This window comes from Amycolatopsis sp. NPDC004625 (genome assembly GCF_040609695.1).
Lineage (GTDB): Bacteria > Actinomycetota > Actinomycetes > Mycobacteriales > Pseudonocardiaceae > Amycolatopsis.
This window is the reverse complement of sequence record NZ_JBEXKX010000001.1, coordinates 374,113-391,360: the sequence shown is the minus strand read 5'-3', so window position 1 is coordinate 391,360 and position 17,248 is coordinate 374,113. Positions and strand designations below refer to the sequence as shown.

Annotated in this window: 13 protein-coding genes; 3 read left to right on the top strand and 10 right to left on the bottom strand. The window is 71.6% G+C overall.

Features of this window, described 5'->3' with window-relative positions:
* Positions 1-143: 143 nt before the first annotated feature.
* A complete protein-coding gene (gene smc / locus ABZW17_RS01815) occupies positions 144-3,746 on the bottom strand; it encodes a chromosome segregation protein SMC (RefSeq protein WP_354808593.1) in 3,603 nt (1,200 codons plus the stop codon).
* 169 nt (positions 3,747-3,915) lie between these two features.
* The gene (locus ABZW17_RS01810; RefSeq protein WP_354808591.1) at positions 3,916-4,203 is read right to left on the bottom strand and encodes an acylphosphatase; all 288 of its coding nucleotides are present in this window, start codon (positions 4,201-4,203) and stop codon (positions 3,916-3,918) included.
* A 173-nt stretch (positions 4,204-4,376) separates the two neighbouring features.
* On the opposite strand from ABZW17_RS01810, the gene ABZW17_RS01805 reads away from it, so the two are divergent.
* On the top strand, positions 4,377-4,976 hold the full coding sequence (locus ABZW17_RS01805) for a hypothetical protein (RefSeq protein ID WP_354808589.1): 600 nt from the start codon (positions 4,377-4,379) through the stop codon (positions 4,974-4,976).
* Between the two features lie 46 nt (positions 4,977-5,022).
* On the opposite strand, the gene ABZW17_RS01800 is transcribed toward ABZW17_RS01805, so the two are convergent.
* The gene (locus ABZW17_RS01800; RefSeq protein WP_354808587.1) at positions 5,023-5,664 is read right to left on the bottom strand and encodes a helix-turn-helix domain-containing protein; all 642 of its coding nucleotides are present in this window, start codon (positions 5,662-5,664) and stop codon (positions 5,023-5,025) included.
* A 65-nt stretch (positions 5,665-5,729) separates the two neighbouring features.
* Here ABZW17_RS01800 and ABZW17_RS01795 point away from each other — a divergent pair, with 65 nt between their 5' ends.
* On the top strand, positions 5,730-6,869 hold the full coding sequence (locus tag ABZW17_RS01795; RefSeq protein WP_354808585.1) for an acyl-CoA dehydrogenase family protein: 1,140 nt from the start codon (positions 5,730-5,732) through the stop codon (positions 6,867-6,869).
* Here the strand turns inward: ABZW17_RS01795 and ABZW17_RS01790 are convergent.
* From ABZW17_RS01790 to kdpF, 7 genes are read right to left on the bottom strand one after another with little or no spacing between them, the layout of a single operon-like run.
* Complete coding sequence (locus ABZW17_RS01790) at positions 6,866-7,069, bottom strand: hypothetical protein (protein WP_354808583.1); 204 nt, start codon at positions 7,067-7,069, stop codon at positions 6,866-6,868. The genes ABZW17_RS01795 and ABZW17_RS01790 overlap by 4 nt on opposite strands.
* A 29-nt stretch (positions 7,070-7,098) precedes the next feature.
* A complete protein-coding gene (locus ABZW17_RS01785) occupies positions 7,099-7,797 on the bottom strand; it encodes a response regulator (protein ID WP_354808581.1) in 699 nt (232 codons plus the stop codon).
* Positions 7,794-10,340 carry a DUF4118 domain-containing protein gene (locus ABZW17_RS01780; RefSeq protein ID WP_354808579.1) on the bottom strand — a complete coding sequence of 849 codons (2,547 nt, stop codon included), beginning with the start codon at positions 10,338-10,340 and terminating at the stop codon, positions 7,794-7,796. The genes ABZW17_RS01785 and ABZW17_RS01780 overlap by 4 nt, the downstream gene beginning before the upstream one ends.
* Before the next feature lie 4 nt (positions 10,341-10,344).
* Complete coding sequence (locus tag ABZW17_RS01775; RefSeq protein ID WP_354808577.1) at positions 10,345-10,956, bottom strand: potassium-transporting ATPase subunit C; 612 nt, start codon at positions 10,954-10,956, stop codon at positions 10,345-10,347.
* Between the two features lie 5 nt (positions 10,957-10,961).
* Positions 10,962-13,019 carry a potassium-transporting ATPase subunit KdpB gene (gene kdpB / locus ABZW17_RS01770; protein WP_354808575.1) on the bottom strand — a complete coding sequence of 686 codons (2,058 nt, stop codon included), beginning with the start codon at positions 13,017-13,019 and terminating at the stop codon, positions 10,962-10,964.
* Complete coding sequence (kdpA, locus tag ABZW17_RS01765; protein ID WP_354808573.1) at positions 13,016-14,677, bottom strand: potassium-transporting ATPase subunit KdpA; 1,662 nt, start codon at positions 14,675-14,677, stop codon at positions 13,016-13,018. Before kdpA ends, kdpB begins: the two co-directional genes overlap by 4 nt.
* Entirely contained in the window at positions 14,677-14,778 is a 102-nt protein-coding gene (gene kdpF / locus ABZW17_RS01760; protein ID WP_354808571.1) for a K(+)-transporting ATPase subunit F, read from the bottom strand. The genes kdpA and kdpF overlap by 1 nt, the downstream gene beginning before the upstream one ends.
* A gap of 404 nt (positions 14,779-15,182) precedes the next feature.
* On the opposite strand from kdpF, the gene asnB reads away from it, so the two are divergent.
* On the top strand, positions 15,183-17,024 hold the full coding sequence (asnB, locus tag ABZW17_RS01755; RefSeq protein WP_354808569.1) for an asparagine synthase (glutamine-hydrolyzing): 1,842 nt from the start codon (positions 15,183-15,185) through the stop codon (positions 17,022-17,024).
* Positions 17,025-17,248 lie beyond the last annotated feature (224 nt).

Sequence of the window (17,248 nt, the reverse complement as noted above, 5' to 3'; positions counted from 1 at the left end):
CCCCGCCTGGGGGGGCCCGGGCTGACCCCCCCACCTGGGGGCGGCGCGCGTTCGGCCGGGGCTGTCGTGAGTGGTAAGGCGGGTTAGAACTCGCCTTACCACTCACGACAGGCTGCGGCAGGCGACTCAAGCAGGGTTGCGGGTCAGCTGACCGGAACCGGCTCTTCCTCGGTCGAACGCAGGCGCTGCGAAATCACCTTCGTGATGCCGTCGCCCTGCATGCTCACGCCGTAGAGGGCGTCGGCGATCTCCATCGTCGGCTTCTGGTGGGTGATGATGATCAGCTGCGACGAGTCGCGCAGCTGCTCCAGCAGCCCGATCAGCCGGCGCATGTTGGTGTCGTCGAGCGCCGCCTCGACCTCGTCCATCACGTAGAAGGGTGAGGGGCGCGCGCGGAAGATCGCGACCAGCATGCCCACCGCGACCAGCGACTTCTCGCCACCCGACAGCAGCGACAGCCGCTTGACCTTCTTGCCCGGCGGGCGCGCTTCGACGTCGACGCCGGTGGCCAGCAGGTCGTCCGGCTCGGTGAGGACCATCCGGCCCTCGCCGCCCGGGAACAGCACGCCGAACACCGTCTCGAACTCGCGGGCCACGTCGGCGTAGGCGCCGGCGAAGACCTCGAGGATCTTCTCGTCGACCTGCTTGATGACGGCTTCGAGGTCCTTGCGGGTGTCCTTGAGGTCCTCCAGCTGCGTGGAGAGGAACTTGTACCGCTCCTCCAGCGCCGCGAACTCCTCCAGGGCGAGCGGGTTGACCTTGCCCAGCAGGGAAAGGTCCTTCTCGGCGCGCTTGGCGCGGCGGGCCTGGGTGTCGCGGTCGTAGGGCATCGGCGGCGGCGGGGTGACGTCCTCGCCGCGTTCCTTGGCCGCCTCGTACTCGGCCATCTCGCCCGCGCTCGGCGGGACCGGGACGTCCGGGCCGTACTCCTGCACCAGGTCGGCGAGGCCGATGCCGAAGTCCTCGGCGATCTTGGCTTCCAGGGTCTCCAGCCGCAGCCGCTGCTCGGCGCGCAACACCTCGTCGCGGTGCACGGCGTCGGTCAGCTTCTCCAGCTCGCCGGTCAGCTCGCGGACCTTGGCGCGGACACTCGTCAGCGCCTGCTCGCGGCTCTGGCGGCGGGCCTGGACCTGGTCGCGCTCGGCGGCGGCGCGCTGCACCGAGTGCTCGATGCGTTCCAGCGCGAGCTCACCCGCGTTGACCACGGCGTTGGCGATCCCGGCGCCGCGCTTGCGGGCCGCGGCGGCGCGCTCGGCGCGTTCCCGGGCCTGCTGCTCGGCGTGTGCGGCGCGGCGGAGGCCCTCGGCCTTGCCCGCGATGCTGCGTGCCCGCTCTTCGGAGGTGCGCTGCGCGAGCCGCGCCTCCATCTCCTCCTGCCGGACGACGGCCAGCTCTTCGACGGCGGCGTCGCGCTCGGCGGTGTCCGGGTCGTCCTGGACCGGCTGCTCGGCGACGGCGGCGAGCCGTTCCTCCAGCTCGGCGAGCTGGGCCAGGGCCTGCACGCGGCTCTGCTCGACCTTCGCGCGCTGCCCGGACAGCCGTTCGACCTCGGCCTGCGCCTGACGGGTGGCCTGCTGCAGCCGGTTGAGCCGCTCCGAGGACCGGGCGCGCCGGACCTTCGCCTCGCCCAGGGCGTCCTTGGCCTGCGACACCTCTTCGCGACGCGCCTGCTGCTCGGCGCGGGCGCCCTCCAGCTCGGCCGTGTACCGCTCCAGCGACCGCTCGGCCAGCCGGAGCCGCTCCCCGGCCTCGTCGACGGCGGCCTGGACCTCGATCACGCTCTCGCGCTGGCCGGACCCGCCGATCGCCCAGCGGGCGCCGAAAACGTCCCCTTCGGCCGTGACCGCACGGACCTCGGGGTGCACCGCGACCAGGTGGCGGGCCGCGTCGAGGTCGCGGACGACGGCCACCTTGTCGAGGGCCTGCTCGACGGCGGGCCGCAGCTGCGCGGGCGCGGTGACGACCTCGCGGGCCCAGCGCGCGCCCTCCGGCAGCGTCGGCCACGAGTACGTGTCCGCGCTGAACTCCGGGCCGCCGAGCAGGATGCCCGCGCGGCCGGAGTCGGTGTCCTTCAGGTACTTCAGCGCCCGCAGCGCGTCTTCGCCACCGGCGACGGCGACCGCGTCGGCCACCGGGCCGAGGGCCGCGGCGAGCGCGACCTCGTGCCCGGGCTCGACGGTGAGCAGCGCGGCGACCGAGCCGAGCAGGCCCGGCAGTTCGTGGGACGCGCCGAGCAGCGCACCCGCGCCGTCCTTGCGCTTGAGCCCCATGGACAACGCCTCGACGCGCGCCCTGTCCGACGCGATCTCGCGCTCGGCGGCCCGCTCGGCCTTCACCAGTTCTTCGACGCGCGCCTTGGCCGCGTTGTTGGCTTCGACCGCGCGGTCGTGGCGGTCCATCAGGCCGGCGTCGTCGGATTCCTCCGCGCCGCCTTCGGCCTGGGCCATCTCGAGCTCTTCGACGGCGATCTCGGCGCGCTCGGCGGCTTCCTCGATGGAGACGCTGAGGCGGTCGATCTCGTCGGTGGTGGCGCCGTTCTTGCTGCGCAGCGCCTCGACCTGGCCGGTCAGCTTGGCCATGCCCTCGCGGCGGTCGGCGATGGCGCGGACGGCGGCCCAGTGCGCGCGCTCGGCGGCCTGGACGCGCTGTTCGAGGTCCTCGCGGCGCAGCACGGTCTCGGCGAGCAGCTCCCGGGCCTCCATGACGGCCTCGTTGAGCTCCTCCTCCTGCTCGGCGACGCGCTCGGCCTCTTCGAGGAGCTCTTCCGGGTCGCGGCCGCCGGTCGACGTCGAGACGTCGGCGGAGAGGTGCCGCTGCCGTTCGACGGCGAGGCGGACGGTGCCGCGCAGCCGCTCGGCCAGCGCGGACAGCTTGTACCAGGTCTCCTGCGCGGTCTGGAGCAGCGGAGCGTCCTCGGCGAGCGAGGCCTCCAGCTCGGCTTCTTCGGCGGAGACGAGCTCGAGGTGCTGCTCGACCTCGGCGCGGCGCTGGCGGGCGGTGCGCTCGTCGGCTTCGTCGCGCTCGATGGTGCTCCGCTGGGTGACCAGGTCGTCGGCGAGCAGGCGCAGGCGCGAGTCGCGCAGCTCGGACTGGACCGACTGGGCCTTGCGGGCGATCTCGGCCTGCTTGCCCAGCGGCTTGAGCTGGCGGCGCAGCTCGGTCGTCAGGTCGCCGAGGCGGTCGAGGTTGCCCTGCATGTTGGCCAGCTTGCGCAGGGTCTGTTCCTTGCGCTTGCGGTGCTTGAGGACGCCGGCGGCCTCTTCGATGAACGCGCGGCGCTCCTCGGGCTTGGACTCGAGGATGGCCGAGAGCTGGCCCTGGCCGACGATGACGTGCATCTCGCGGCCGATGCCGGAGTCCGAGAGCAGCTCCTGGACGTCCATCAGGCGGCAGCGGTCGCCGTTGATCTCGTACTCGCTCGCGCCGTCGCGGAACATCCGGCGGGTGATCGAGACCTCGGAGTACTCGATGGGCAGGGCGCCGTCGGCGTTGTCGATGGTGAGGGTGACCTCGGCGCGGCCGAGCGGGGCGCGGCCCGCGGTGCCGGCGAAGATGACGTCCTCCATCTTGCCGCCGCGCAGGTCCTTGGCGCCCTGGGTGCCCATGACCCAGCGCAGCGCGTCCAGCACGTTCGACTTGCCCGAGCCGTTCGGCCCGACCACGCAGGTGATGCCGGGCTCGAAGCGCAGCGTGGTGGCCGAGGCGAAGGACTTGAAGCCCTTGAGCGTCAGGCTTTTCAGGTGCACTGGGTGCTGACCCCTCTGGCTGCCGGTACTGGCGTTTCAATCGTCCCAGGCTACCTGGGGGCCTCCGGGTCCCGCCGGACGCGCCCCCTCCTCGGCGCGCCTTAGCACACCCGGCGACGTCCCAGCAACACCACGAGCCACACCGGCCCCGGACGGACCAAGGGGTGCACTACCGCTCGACGAACCCCGAGAGTCCCCCTTTCGGGTCAGACCAGCGCTCGGCGACGTGCTCCACACTTCCGGGTGATTCTCCCGACCGTAACGCGGACAACAGCCGCTGACAGTGGTCACGGCTACCCTCCGCGATGACCTCGACACGGCCGTCGGCGAGGTTGCTCGCGCTCCCGACCAGGCCGAGCTCCAGCGCACGGCTGCGCGTCCACCAGCGGAAACCGACACCCTGCACGCGGCCGCGGACCCACGCCGTCAACCGGGTGTGGGTTTCTCCCTCACTCACGCCGTTCCTCCCCTTCGGGTCGACTGACCGCGCACAGTAACGGATCAAGGCCACTACCTGGGGGAATACCCGCACGCCGGTGATAGCCTCGCCGCCGAGGTCGCTCCCCCGCCGTGGCTTTGCCCGTTATGCGGCCTCGCCCGCGCCTCCCCGAATTCCCCAAGGAGCCCCGTATGCCCCGCCCCGCCGGGTCGGATTCGAGCTCTCGGATCACCAGGATCGACACCGCGCCGCCCAAGAGCAGCAAACCGAACCGCACCGGGTACGTCGTGCTCGGGGTGGCCGGGCTGGTCGTCGCGACCGCGTTCGCCGCGGTGGCCGAGCTCGCCGGGCCGGCCCCGGCGACCACGGCGGGCGGCACGGGCGGCCCCGGCGGCCAGGCGGCCGTCCCGGCCGGCGTCCAGACGCTGTCGACCGCCCCGTCGACCAGCGGCCCGCCGACCGCCGGCCCCCCGACCACGTCGAGCCCCACGTCCAGCAGCGCGCCGACGACGGTGGTGTCGGTCAGCCCGGACGGCAAGACGACCACCACGGTCGTCACCCAGGCCCCGCCGCCTCCGCCGCCCCCGCGCAACGACACCGGCGACAGCTCACCGCCGCCGGTCCACACGTCGGCCTCGCCCCCGCCGAAGACGACGACCCCGACTCCCACACCGACCCCGACGACCCCGACCACGCCGACGACGACCACCCCGACCTCGCCGTCGGGCGGCGGTTCGAGCTCGGCCGGCGCCCCCTCGTCGAGCACGACCGGGACCAGCGCCACGGCGTAACACCCCCATCCGAAGGCCACCGCCGCGGCGGTGGCCTTCGGCGTACCTACGCCAGGACGGCCGCCACAATCGCGTCCCGCAAAAACTTCCCGTAGCGCTCCGGGGACCACCCGCGCTCCAGGCAGAGCAGCTCGTACTGCTCCGGGCCGTGGTAGGTCCACAGGATGTCGCGGACGTCGTCGGCGGTCAGGCCGGGCTTGACCTGGCCCGTGGCCAGCAGGTCGGCCGAAAAGTACGTCATCGCCGTCAGCATCTCCTGCCGCATCTGCGCCCACACCTCGGCCGCCGCCGGGTCGGCGGCCGCCGCGTCGCGGGCCAGCAGCTGGACCGGGGACACCGCGGGGACGACACCCACCAGGTGGTCGAGGTACAGCTCGATCTTGCGGGCGGCGTCCGGCTCGGCCTGGATCTCGGCGATGAAGTCGCGCCCGGCGATGGGGACGTCCTCGTCGTCGCCGGCGACCGTCACGTCGAAGACGGCCTTGAGCAGCGTCGCCTTGTTCGCGAACGCCTTGTAGACCGTCTGCACCGAGACGCCGGCCGCCTTGGCCACCTCGGGCATCGCGGTGCCCGCGTACCCCTTCTCCCGGAACAGCGCCGACGCCGCCGCCAGGATCCGGCGGCGGTTTTCGCGCGCCTGCTCCTGACGGCGCGAAGTGTCGTACCGGCGCTTGACAGGGCCGTCCATTTAGGTAGAGACTCCTCTATCGAATAGATGTCCATCTATCATGACACCCTGAGGGGGCGCTGACCATGATGGAACAAGCCACCACCGACGCCGTCACCGCCGCGCGGGACCTCGCGCCCGAGCTGGGCGCGCGGGCCGTCGAGGCGGAGCGGCTCCAGACCCTGCCCCGCGACCTGGTCGAGCGGGCCCGCGCGGCCGGGCTGTTCCGGCTGGCGACTCCGCGCGAGCTCGGCGGCCTGGAGCTGCCGCCCGCCACGATCGTCGAAGTCGTCGAGGAACTCGCCCGCGCCGACGGCTCCGCGGGCTGGACGATCACCATCGGCAACGGCTCGGCGTTCCTGGCCTGGCTGGACCCGGCCGTCGCCGCCGCGCTCGTCGCCGGCACCCCGGACCCGATCGGCGGCGGCGTGTTCGCGCCGATGGGCCGCCTCACCCCGGACGGCGCCGGGAAGTTCACCCTCGCCGGGAAGTGGGGGTTCTGCAGCGGCAGCCCGCACACGGACCTGTTCTTCAACGGCGCCTTCGCCGGCGGCGACCCGCGGGACTGGCGGCTCGCCGTGGTGCCGGCCGCCGAGGTGCGGGTGGTGGAGCACTGGGACGTCACCGGCCTGCGCGGGACCGGCAGCCACGACGTCGAGATCGACGCGGTCGTCCGCGAGGAACACACGATTTCGCCGTTCACGAACCCGGCCCGCCACGACGGCCCGCTGTGGCGCTTCCCGTTCTTCACCTTCGTCGGCACGCTGCTGGTGGGCGTCCCGCTCGGCATCGCGCGGCGCGCGCTGGACGAGTTCACGGAGTTCGCGCCGGTCAAGTTCCGCCCGCCGGGCCCGGGCCCGATCGCCGAGGACGGCGACGTCCAGCTCGCCCTGACCCACGCGGAGGGCCGGTTGCGCTCGGCCCGCGCGTTCGTCTTCGACGCGCTGGGGCAGCTGTGGGACACGGCGTGCGCGGGCGACGTCCCGGACGCCGGGCAGCGCGGCCAGTTCCTCCTGGCGACGCAGCAGGCGATGCGCGCTTCGCTGAGCGCGGTGGACACCGCGTTCGGCTACGCGGGCGCGGGTGCCCTGCACGCGGACCAGCCGGTGCAGCGCTGCTTCCGCGACCTGCACGCGGCCGCCCAGCACATCTACTTCTCGGCGGCGGCGTCCAAGCGGTACGCGAAGCTGCAGTTCGGGATCGAGCAGCCGACGTTCTGGTTCTAGCCGCCGCGGACGCGGCGTCGCAGGTCGTCGGCGAAGAAGCCGACGACGGCCGGGCCGGCCCCGATCAGGCCGAAGGCCCAGGGGTCGGCCGCGCCGAACACGGCCGCGACCCCGACACCAGCGAAGTAGCCGACGGCCACCACGAGCACCAGTCCGGCGGCTCTGGCCCACCCGTTCTTCTTCCGCACCCCAGTGGTCATGCGGGAGAACTACCCGGCCGGGGCCGCTTTCAGACCTCGAAGCGGTACCCCATCCCCGGTTCCGTCAGCAGGTGCCGGGGCCGGGAGGGCTCCTGCTCCAGCTTCCGCCGCAGCTGGGCCAGGTACACCCGCAGGTAGTGCGACTCCGTCTCGTACGAGGGGCCCCACACCTCGTGCAGGAGCTGCTTCTGCGCCACCAGCCGGCCGCGGTTGCGGACCAGCAGCTCCAGCACGCCCCACTCCGTCTTCGTCAGGTGGACCTCCACGCCGTCGTGGCGGCGGACCTTCTTCGCCGCCAGGTCGACGCTGAACGACGCCGTGTCCACCACCGCGTCCGCGCCGTCCGCGCCCGCCACCGCCGAACGGCGGACCGCCGCGCGCAGGCGGGCCAGCAGCTCGTCCATACCGAACGGCTTGGTCACGTAGTCGTCCGCGCCCGCGTCGAGCGCCTCCACCTTGTCCGCCGAGTCGCCGCGCGCGGACAGCACGATGATCGGGACCGTCGTCCAGCCGCGCAGGCCCGCGATCACCTCCGTGCCGTCCAGGTCCGGCAGGCCGAGGTCGAGCACCACGACGTCCGGCTTGGTTTCGGCCACCGCCTTCAACGCGGCCGTGCCGTCGTGCGCGGTGATCACCTTGTAGCCGCGGGCGGTCAGGTTGATCCGCAGTGCCCGCACGATCTGCGGCTCGTCGTCCACCACCAGCACGGTGGCCCCCGGGTCGCTCATCGCACCCCCTTCTCTTCGTACTCGACGCTGAACGCGGGCAGCGAAACCACGATGGTGAGCCCGCCGCCCGGGGTGTCCTCGGCGCGGATCGTGCCCCCCATCGCCTCGGTGAACCCCTTCGCCACCGACAACCCGAGCCCGACGCCCGGCGTCGTGTCGCGGTCGCCGCCGAGCCGCTGGAACGGCGCGAACGCCGAGTCCGCGGCCCCCTTGCGCAGTCCCTTGCCGTGGTCGACGATCCGCAGCTCGACCTGGCCGGAGTGGGTGCTGGCCCGGGCCGACACCGGGCCGCCGCCGCTCTCGTCGACACCGTGGCGCAGGGCGTTGTCCAGCACGTTCGCCACCACCCGCTCCAGCAGCCCGGGGTCGGCCAGCACCGAGGGCAGCTGGTCGTCCACCGCCACCAGCACCGCCGCCGAGCCGTCCACAGTGGACAAGGCGTGCGCGACGACCTCGTCGTAGCCCACCGGGCGCAGGTGGGGCTTGACCGCCCCGGTCGCCAGCCGCGACGAGTCGAGGAGGTTGTCGATCAGCCCGGCCAGCCGGTCGGCGGACAGCTCGATGGCCTCCATCAGCTCCGCGGTGTCCTCTTCGGACAGGTTCAGGTCCACCGCGCGCAGGCTGCCGATCGACGCCTTGATCGAGGTCAGCGGCGTGCGCAGGTCGTGCCCGACCGCCGACAGCAGCGTCGTGCGCAGCTCGGTCGCCTCGGCCTTGCGCTCGGCGCGGGCCGCGGCGGCGGCCGCGCGCTGCTGGCGCAGGGCGAGCAGCGCCTGCCCGGCGACGGCCTCCAGGACCTGCCGGTCGGCCGCGGGCAGCGTCCGCCCGCGCAGGGTGAGGTGCACGTCGGCGGTGACGGCGATGTCGACGTCGGCCTCGTCCGGGTCCGCGCACGGGTGCTCCCCCGCGGTCGCCACGCACTGCCATTCGCCGCCCTGCTTCTCCAGCAGCGTCACCGACACCAGCGCGAAGTTCTCGCGGACCTTCGCCAGCAGCCGCTCGATCGGGTTCGCGTGGGTCAGCACGGTCCGCGCGTAGGACGCCAGCAGCGCCGCCTCGGTCCGCGCCCGCGCCGCCTGCGTGGCCCGGCGCGCGGCCTGGTCGACGACCAGCGCGACGAGCACCGCGACCACGACCATCGCGATCAGCGTCACGAGGTTCTGCGGCGTGTGCACGTTGAGCGTGTACAGCGGCGGCGTGAAGAAGAAGTTGAGCAGGCCGGCGCCGAGCACGGCCGCGACCAGGGCCGGGCCCAGGCCGCCGACCAGGGCGACGATCACCGTGGCCAGCACGTAGGAGATGACGTCGGTGGCGAAGTCGAGCCCGCTCGGCACGACCACGCCGATCAGCGTGACCAGCACCGGCAGCACGACGCTCAGCACCCAGCCCGCGACCAGCCTCGACAGCCCCAGCGGGCTCGCGGCCAGCCGCGCCCGAAGCCGCCCGCCCGCCTCGGAGTGGGTGACCATGTGCACGTCGATCGGCCCCGACCGGTGGACCACCGAAGCACCGATGCCCTCGTCGAACAGCCGCGCCACGCGCGAGCGCCGCGAAGTCCCGATGACCAGCTGGGTCGCGTTGACGCCGCGGGCGAAGTCCAGCAGCGCGGTCGGCACGTCGTCGCCGACGACCGTGTGGAACGTGGCCCCGACTTCTTCGGCGAGCGTGCGGCAGCGGGCCATCGCGGTCGGGCCGATCCCGGCGAGGCCGTCGCCGCGCAGGATGTGCACCACCTGCAGTTCGGCGCCGGCCCGGGTGGCGATCCGGCTGGCGCGGCGGATGAGCGTCTCGCTCTCCGGGCCGCCGGTGATGGAGACGACCACGCGTTCGCGCGCCTCCCACGTGTCGGTGATGCGCTGCTCGGCGCGGTAGCGCTGCAGGGCGACGTCGACCTGGTCGGCCACCCAGAGCAGGGCGAGTTCCCGCAGCGCGGTGAGGTTGCCGGGGCGGAAGTAGTTGCCGAGCGCGGCGTCGATCCGCTCGGCCGGGTAGACGTTGCCGTGGGCCAGCCGCCGCCGCAGCGCCTCCGGCGTGATGTCGACGAGCTCGAGCTGTTCGGCGCGGCGGACGACCTCGTCCGGCACGGTCTCCTGCTGCGTGACGCCGGTGATCCGCTCGACGACGTCGTTGAGGCTCTGCAGGTGCTGCACGTTGACCGTGGAGAGCACGTCGATGCCGGCCTCCAGCAGGGCGTCCACGTCCTGCCAGCGCTTGGCGTTGCGCGAGCCCGGCACGTTGGTGTGCGCGAGCTCGTCGACCACGGCGACCTCCGGCGCGCGGGCGAGGATCGCGTCGACGTCCATCTCGTCGAACGCGCGGCCGCGGTGCTCGGCGGGCCGCCGCGGGACGACCTCGAGCCCGTCGAGCAGTTCCGCCGTCCTGGCCCGGCCGTGCGTCTCCACCAGCCCGACGACGACGTCGGTGCCGCGGTCGAGCCGGCGGCGGGCTTCGCCGAGCATGGCGAAGGTCTTGCCGACGCCCGGAGCCGCGCCGAGGTAGATCCTCAGTTCTCCCCGGCGCGGCTTGACGTTTTCGGTGGTCACGCTGTCAGTGTGCCCCTCCGGCCGCGGCTTGCACGGCCAAGTTGAGCGGAAGCACATTCACCCCGGGAACGCCGATCCCCGCCCCGGAGGTGTTCGCTTCGATCAGCTGCTTCACCCGATCGAGCGGCAGCCCGGTGTTCTTCGCGACCCGTGCGGCCTGCAGGTCGGCGTAGGCGACGCTGATCGCCGGGTCGAGGCCCGAGCCCGACGCGGTGATGGCGTCCGGCGGAACCTGATCGGGCGATACGCCTTCACGCCGGGCGATGGCGTCCTTGCGCTCGCCGATGGTCTTCACGAGGTCCTCGTTGTACGGGCCCTTGTTGGACGCGCCGGAGGTCGACGGGTCGCCGGGGCCGAGCGCGTCCTTCGACAGCGCCGAGGGTCGGGTGTGGAACCAGGGGTCGCGGGCGGGGTCGGCGGGCACCGGGTCGACGCCGATCAGCGACGAGCCGGCAGCCTGGCCGTTCTGCGTCACGATCGAACCTTCGGCGTTGCCCTCCAGGCCGGGGATGCGGGCGATCGCCCACACCGCGAGCGGGTAGAGGATGCCGAGCAGGACGGTCAGCACGAGCAGGACGCGCAGCCCCGCCCAGGTCTGCTTGACGAGCGTGTTCACGGAAGTCACCCGATTCCAGGGATGAGGCGCACGAGCAGGTCGATCAGCCAGATCCCGAGGAAGGGGCTGACGATGCCGCCGAGGCCGTAGACGAGCAGGTTGCGGCGCAGCAGCGCCGAGGCCGACGACGGCTTGTACCGCACGCCGCGCAGGGCCAGCGGGATGAGCACGACGATGATCAGCGCGTTGAAGATGACCGCGGAGAGGATCGCGGACTTCGGCGTGGCCAGGTGCATGATGTTCAGCCCGCCGAGCTGGGCGTAGATGCCGGTGAACATCGCGGGCAGGATGGCGAAGTACTTGGCCAGGTCGTTGGCGACGCTGAAGGTGGTCAGCGCGCCGCGGGTGATGAGCAGCTGCTTGCCGATCTCGACGATCTCGATCAGTTTCGTCGGGTTGCTGTCGAGGTCGACCATGTTCCCGGCTTCCTTGGCCGCCGAGGTGCCGGTGTTCATCGCGACGCCGACGTCGGCCTGGGCGAGCGCCGGGGCGTCGTTGGTGCCGTCGCCGGTCATCGCGACCAGCCGGCCGCCCTCCTGCTCCTGCTTGATGAGGGCCATCTTGTCTTCGGGCTTGGCTTCGGCGAGGTAGTCGTCGACACCGGCGTCCGCGGCGATCGCCTTGGCGGTGAGCGGGTTGTCGCCGGTGATCATCACCGTCTTGATGCCCATCGCGCGCAGTTCGGCGAAGCGCTCCTTCATGCCCGGCTTGACCACGTCGGACAGCCGGATCACGCCGCGCACCGTGATGGTCCCGGCGTCCTCGGCGACGACCAGCGGCGTGCCGCCCTGGGCGCTGATCTCGTCGACCACCCGCTCGGTCTCGTCGGGGAACTCGCCGCCGTTGTCGCGCACCCAGGCGCGGACGGCGCTCGCCGCGCCCTTGCGGATCCGCCGGTTTCCGATGTCGAGGCCGCTCATCCGGGTCTGCGCGGTGAACGGCACGAACTCGCCGTGCTCGTCCCGGTCCGCGTGGTTCTCGGTGAGCTCGACGACGCTGCGGCCCTCGGGGGTCTCGTCGGCCAGGCTGGCGAGCCGGGCGGCGCGGGCGAGTTCGTCCGGTGTGGACCCACCCACCGGGATCAGCTCGGTGGCGCGGCGGTTGCCGAAGGTGATGGTGCCGGTCTTGTCGAGCAGCAGCGTCGAGACGTCGCCCGCGGCCTCCACCGCGCGGCCGCTGGTCGCCAGGACGTTGCGCTGCACCAGGCGGTCCATGCCCGCGATGCCGATCGCGCTCAGCAGCGCGCCGATCGTCGTCGGGATCAGGCAGACCAGCAGCGCGGTCAGCACGATCACCGACTGCTCCGACCCGGAGTAGCGGGCCATCGGCTGCAGCGCGACGACGGCGAGCAGGAAGATGATCGTCAACGTCGAGAGCAGGATCGTCAAGGCGATCTCGTTCGGCGTCTTCTGCCGGGAAGCCCCCTCCACCAAGGCGATCATCCGGTCCACAAAGGACTCGCCTGGTTTGGTGGTGATCTTCACGACGATCCGGTCGCTCAGCACGGTCGTGCCGCCGGTGACCGCGCTGCGGTCCCCGCCGGATTCGCGGATGACCGGGGCCGACTCGCCGGTGATCGCCGACTCGTCGACGGTCGCGATGCCCTCGACGACGTCGCCGTCACCCGGGATCACCTGGCCCGCCTCGACGACGACCAGGTCACCGATCTTCAGCTCGACGCCGGGCACCTGCTCCTCGGAGCCGGTTTCGGTGAGCCGGCGGGCGACGGTCTCCTTCTTCGACCGCCGCAGGCTCTCCGCCTGCGCCTTCCCGCGTCCTTCGGCGACGGCCTCGGCGAGGTTCGCGAACAGGACCGTGAACCACAGCCAGACGGCGATCAGGATGGTGAACACGCTCGGGTCGGTGATCGCGAAGACCGTGGTGAGCGCGGATCCCGCCCACACCACGAACATGACCGGGTTGCCGAGCTGGTGCTTCGGGTTGAGCTTCCGCAGCGCCTCCGGCAGCGACGTCCAGAGCTGGCGCGGGCTGAACACCCCGGCCCCGACCCGGCCGGCGGGTTCGGTGGGTGTCACCTGAGGTCGTTCTTCGGTGACGGTCATGCGAGTGCCTCCGCGATGGGCCCGAGCGCGAGCGCCGGGATGAAGGTGAGGGCCGCGACGAGCACCACCGTGCCGGTGAGCAGGGTGGCGAACAGCGGCCCGGTGGTCGGCAGGGTGCCCGCGGTTTCGGGCACCTTGCGCTGGGCGGCCAGGGAACCGGCCAGGCAGAGCACGGCGAGGATCGGCACGAACCGGCCGAAGGCCATGGCGACGCCGAACGAGGACTGGAACCAGTCGTTCGTCGCGGTCAGGCCGCCGAACGCGCTGCCGTTGTTGTTGCCGGTGGACGCGTAGCCGTAAAGGATCTCGGACAGGCCGTGCGCGCCGCCGTTGCCGAGCGCGCCCACCGTGCCGGGCAGGAGCAGGGCGATCCCGGAGCCGAGGAGCACGACCGTCGGCATCGCCAGCATGGCGATCGCGGCGCAGGTGACCTCGCGCTTGCCGAGCTTCTTGCCCAGGTACTCCGGTGTGCGCCCGACCATCAGGCCGGCCAGGAACATCGCGATGATCGCCATGACGAGGATGCCGTAGAGGCCGGTGCCGACGCCGCCGGGCGAGATCTCGCCGTAGAGCATGTTCAGCAGCGGTCCCCCGCCGCCGAGGCCCGAGAGACTGTCGTGGGCGCCGTTGACCGCGCCGGTGGACGTGCCCGTGGTGGTGTCGGCGAAGATCGACGTCAGGCCGATGCCGAAGCGCTGCTCCTTGCCTTCCATGCTCGCCCCCGCGGCCAGCGCCGCCGGGTTGCTCGCCTTGGCTTCGGAGAACCAGATGAGCACCAGCGAAGCCGCCCACAGCAGGCCCATCACGCTCAGCAGCACGTACCCCTGGCGACGGTTGCCGACCAGCGTCCCGAACGCGCGGGTCAGGCTGACCGGGATCACCAGGATCAGGAACAGCTCGATCAGGTTCGTCCAGGCGTTCGGGTTCTCGAACGGGTGGGCGGAGTTGGCGTTGAGGATGCCGCCGCCGTTGGTGCCGAGTTCCTTGATGGCCTCCTGGCTCGCCGCCGGAGCCAGCGCGATGGTGCTGTGGCTGCCGTCCGGGTTGGTCACGGCGACGCCGGCCTTGAGGCTCTGCACCACCCCGAGCGCGACCAGGACCAGGGCGAACACGAACGCCATCGGCAGCAGCACGCGGACCGTGCCGCGGGTGAGGTCGACCCAGAAGTTGCCGAGCCGGTCGGTCTTCGCCCGGACGAACCCGCGCGTCAGGGCGATCGCGACGGCCAGGCCGACGCCCGCCGAGAGGAAGTTCTGCACGGTCAGCCCGGCCATCTGCACGAAGTGGCCCATGGTCGTCTCGGGGACGTAGGACTGCCAGTTCGTGTTGGTGACGAACGAGATCGCCGTGTTGAACGCGACGCCGGGACTGACCGACCCGCGGCCCAGGTTCCACGGCAGCAGCGGCTGCAGGCGCTGCAGCAGGTAGAGCAGGACGACCGAGACGAACGAGAAGCCGATAACGCCCGCGGCGTAGGTCGGCCACCGCTGCTCGGAGTCGGGGTTGACACGGAAGAGCCGGTAGAGGCCCTTTTCGAGCTTGAGGTGCTTCTCGGTGGAGAAGACGCGCGCCAGGTAGTCGCCGAGCGGTTTGTAGACCGCGGCGAGGGCGGCGAGGAGCAGGCCGAGCTGGATGAGCCCGGCCGTAGTGTCGGACATCAGAATTTCTCCGGCTTGATCAGCGCGACGAAGAGGTAGACGAGCAGGCCCAGCGCCAGCAGCCCGCCGACGACGTTGGCCAGGGTTCCGGCGCCGCTCACAGCTTCTCCAAGCCGCGCAGCACCAGGGCCAGCACCACGAAAACGCCGATCAGCAGCACGGCGTAGAGCAAGTCGGCCACAGGCACCTCTCAAGACGGGTCACCGGGTTCGGTGACCGGACGACGTTCACTGTGCGGTTCCGGGACCCCCGTGCGACCTCGGGCTGATGGCGCCTTGACGGCTTCCTGACACGCATTTACGCCGTCTTTATGGCTGGTGGCGGCGGTCACGCAAACGTTTGCCGGTTGCTCACCGTATGCAGTTGGTCAGTGACTCGCGACACAACGCGTAACCGAACAGGTGCGGAACGTGCAATTCGGGCAGACAAGATCTTCGGGTCGTGTTACACCTGGGTTACCGATAGTTGTATCGGCTAAGCAAATCTTTGGGAGAGGGGATCACCTATGTGCGGTATCGCCGGCTGGGTTTCCTACGACGCCGACCTCACCCGCCGCCCGGACGTGGTCGACGCGATGACGGAGACCATGGCCTGCCGCGGCCCGGACGACTCCCGGACGTGGGTGCGCACGCACGTCGCGCTGGGACACCGGCGCCTGGCCATCATCGACCTGCCCGGCGGCCGTCAGCCGATGACGGTGCACACGCCGAACGGCGACCTCGCGATGGTCTACAGCGGTGAGGCCTACAACTTCACCGAGCTGAAGGAAGAGCTGACGAAGCTCGGCCACAAGTGGGAGACCGACAGCGACACCGAGGTCGTGCTGCACGGCTACCTGCAGTGGGGCGACGCGGTCGTCGACCACCTCAACGGCATGTACGCCTTCGCGATCTGGGACGAGCGCGACGACCGCCTGGTCATGATCCGCGACCGGATGGGCATCAAGCCGTTCTACTACTACCCGACGCGCGACGGCGTGCTGTTCGGCTCCGAGCCGAAGGCGATCCTGGCCAACCCGCTCGCCAAGAAGGTCGTCGACCTCGACGGCTTCCGCGAGCTGGCCGGCTTCACCAAGCGGCCCGGCTGGTCGCTGTGGAAGGACATGGAAGAGGTGCAGCCGGGCACGATCGTCACCGTGTCCCGCGAGGGCATCAGGACCCGCACCTACTGGAAGCTGGACGCGAAGCAGCACACCGACGACCAGGAGACGACGGTCGCGCGCGTGCGCGAGCTGATGACCGACATCGTCCACCGGCAGCTCGTCGCCGACGTCCCGCGCTGCGTGCTGCTGTCGGGCGGCCTGGACTCGAGCGCCGTCACCGGCCTCGCGGCCGCGCGCCTGGCGGAGCAGGGTGAGCAGCTGCGCACGTTCTCCGTCGACTTCTTCGGCCAGGAGGAGAACTTCAAGCCGGACGAGATGCGCGACACCGCGGACTCGCCGTTCGTGCGGGACGTCGCCCAGCTGGTCGATTCCGCGCACGAGGACGTCATGCTCAACCCGGGCGACCTGACCGACCCCGAGGTCCGGCGCGCGGTGCTGCGGGCCCGCGACATCCCGGCCGGCCTCGGCGACATGGACACGTCGCTGTACCTGCTGTTCAAGGCGATCCGCGGCCAGTCGACGGTGGCCCTGTCGGGCGAGTCGGCCGACGAGGTGTTCGGCGGCTACCGGTGGTTCCACGACGAGAAGGCCGTCAACGCGGACACGTTCCCGTGGCTGGCGTTCCGGACGTCGATGATGGACGAGCGGGCGTCGCTGTACACGCCGGAGCTGGTGAAGAAGCTCGACGTCGAGTCCTACATCGCCGACCAGTACTCTTCGGCCGTTTCCGCGGTGGAGCACCTCGACGGCGAGTCCGCGCTCGAAGCGCGGATGCGGACCATCTGCAACCTGCACCTGACCCGGTTCGTGCGGATGCTGCTCGACCGCAAGGACCGCGCGTCGATGGCGGTGGGCCTCGAGGTCCGCGTGCCGTTCTGCGACCACCGGCTGGTGGAGTACGTCTACAACACGCCGTGGTCGCTGAAGACCTTCGACGGCCGGGAGAAGAGCCTGCTGCGCCACGCCACTTCTCACGTCCTGCCGGAGTCGGTCGCGCAGCGGGTGAAGAGCCCGTACCCGTCGACGCAGGACCCGGGGTACGCGGCGGCGTTGCAGCAGCAGGTCAAGGAGGTGCTGGCCGAGCCCAAGCACGAGGTGTTCGGCCTGGTCGACCGCGCGTGGGCGCACCGGGCGTCCGAAGTGGACTCCGCGACCATGGACCCGGCGATGCGTATCGGCCTGGACCGGGTGCTCGACCTGTACCACTGGATCGAGATGTATTCCCCGGAGCTGCAGCTCGGCTGAGCCAGGGCACGCGCGTGGCCGCCCGGACGAAGGCGGCCACGCGCGGCTCGACCCGGACCCGTCACGGACCTCCGGCGGCAAGCACCGCAGCTGCGGTTCGAGGAGGTACACCTCCTGGCGGACGGCGACTTCGTGGCCGCCCACCTGCTGGTCCACGCCTTCGGCCGGAGCCGGCCCGGCGGATGCAGATCGAGCGGCCGGATCGTGGAGCACTGGCGCGTCAC

What these genes read in the sequence shown, in the direction of transcription:
- ABZW17_RS01785 (WP_354808581.1), bottom strand. Translation starts at nt 7,797, where the DNA reads ATGAGCGACCCGGGGGCCACCGTGCTGGTGGTGGACGACGAGCCGCAG.
- kdpA (WP_354808573.1), bottom strand. Translation starts at nt 14,677, where the DNA reads ATGTCCGACACTACGGCCGGGCTCATCCAGCTCGGCCTGCTCCTCGCC.
- ABZW17_RS01800 (WP_354808587.1), bottom strand. Translation starts at nt 5,664, where the DNA reads ATGGACGGCCCTGTCAAGCGCCGGTACGACACTTCGCGCCGTCAGGAG.
- kdpB (WP_354808575.1), bottom strand. Translation starts at nt 13,019, where the DNA reads ATGACCGTCACCGAAGAACGACCTCAGGTGACACCCACCGAACCCGCC.
- ABZW17_RS01790 (WP_354808583.1), bottom strand. Translation starts at nt 7,069, where the DNA reads ATGACCACTGGGGTGCGGAAGAAGAACGGGTGGGCCAGAGCCGCCGGA.
- asnB (WP_354808569.1), top strand. Translation starts at nt 15,183, where the DNA reads ATGTGCGGTATCGCCGGCTGGGTTTCCTACGACGCCGACCTCACCCGC.
- ABZW17_RS01805 (WP_354808589.1), top strand. Translation starts at nt 4,377, where the DNA reads ATGCCCCGCCCCGCCGGGTCGGATTCGAGCTCTCGGATCACCAGGATC.
- ABZW17_RS01795 (WP_354808585.1), top strand. Translation starts at nt 5,730, where the DNA reads ATGATGGAACAAGCCACCACCGACGCCGTCACCGCCGCGCGGGACCTC.